The sequence below is a fragment of the Streptomyces sp. NPDC047022 genome (assembly GCF_040644155.1).
Lineage (GTDB): Bacteria > Actinomycetota > Actinomycetes > Streptomycetales > Streptomycetaceae > Streptomyces.
In genome coordinates this window covers 1-1050 of sequence record NZ_JBEYVV010000115.1, presented here as the reverse complement: position 1 = coordinate 1050, position 1050 = coordinate 1, and the positions used below count along the sequence as shown (strand labels likewise).

The 1050-nt window shown below is 66.0% G+C and carries 1 protein-coding gene; it reads left to right on the top strand.

Features of this window, described 5'->3' with window-relative positions; all coding sequences use genetic code 11:
- Positions 1–76 precede the first annotated feature (76 nt).
- The coding region (locus tag ABZ845_RS32000; RefSeq protein WP_360987090.1) for an AMP-binding protein at positions 77–1050 on the top strand (974 nt) is incomplete at its 3' end.

The window sequence follows — 1050 nt, the reverse complement described above, 5'->3', positions numbered from 1 at the left end:
GCTGAGTGCGGTGGATGTGTTGGATGGGGTGGAGCGTGGGCGGCTCCTTGAGGGTTGGAATGACACGGGTGTGTCGGTGGCTGAGGTGACGGTTGCCGAGTTGTTCGAGGCGCAGGTGGTGCGGTCGCCGGGTGAGGTGGCGGTTGTTGCTGGTGGGGTGTCGGTGTCGTATGCGGAGTTGGAGGTGCGGGCGAATCGGTTGGCGCGGTGGCTGGTGGCGCAGGGTGTGGGTGGGGAGTCGGTGGTGGCGGTGTGTGTGCCGCGTGGGGTGGATGCGGTGGTGGCGTTGTTGGCGGTGTGGAAGGCGGGGGGTGCGTATCTGCCGGTGGATCCGGGGTATCCGGTGGAGCGGATCGGGTTCATGGTGGGGGATGCGCGGCCGGTGGTGGCGTTGGTGTCGGGTGCCACGGTGTCGCTGGTCGGGGGTTCGGTGCGGTCGTTGGTGCTGGATGATCCGTCGGTGGTGGCGTTGTTGGCGGGGTTGGACGGTGGGGTGTGGGGTGTGGGTGAGCGGGTGTTGTCGCCTGTGCATCCGGCGTATGTGATCTATACCTCGGGTTCTACGGGTGTTCCGAAGGGTGTGGTGGTCGAGCATCGTTCAGTGGCGGCGTTGTTGTCGTGGGCGGTGGGTGTGTTCGGTGGGGATGATTTCGAGCGGGTGTTGGTGTCGACGTCGTTCAACTTCGATGTGTCGGTGTTCGAGTTGTTCGGTCCGTTGGTGTCGGGTGGTTCGGTGGAGGTGGTGGCGGATCTGTTGGCGTTGGCGGATGGTGGGCGTGGTGAGTGGGGTGTGAGTCTGGTCAGTGGTGTGCCGTCGGCGTTTGCGCAGGTTCTGGGGGGTGAGGGGTTGTCGGTGGCGCCGCGGACGGTGGTGCTGGCGGGTGAGGCGTTGACTGCGGATGCGGTTGCGGCGATCCGTGGGGTGTTGCCCGGGGTGCGGGTGGCGAACATTTATGGTCCGACCGAGGCGACGGTGTATTCCACGGCGTGGTTCGTCGGGGATGATGTGGCGGGTGTGGTGCCGATCGGCCGGCCGATCTCGAATGTGCG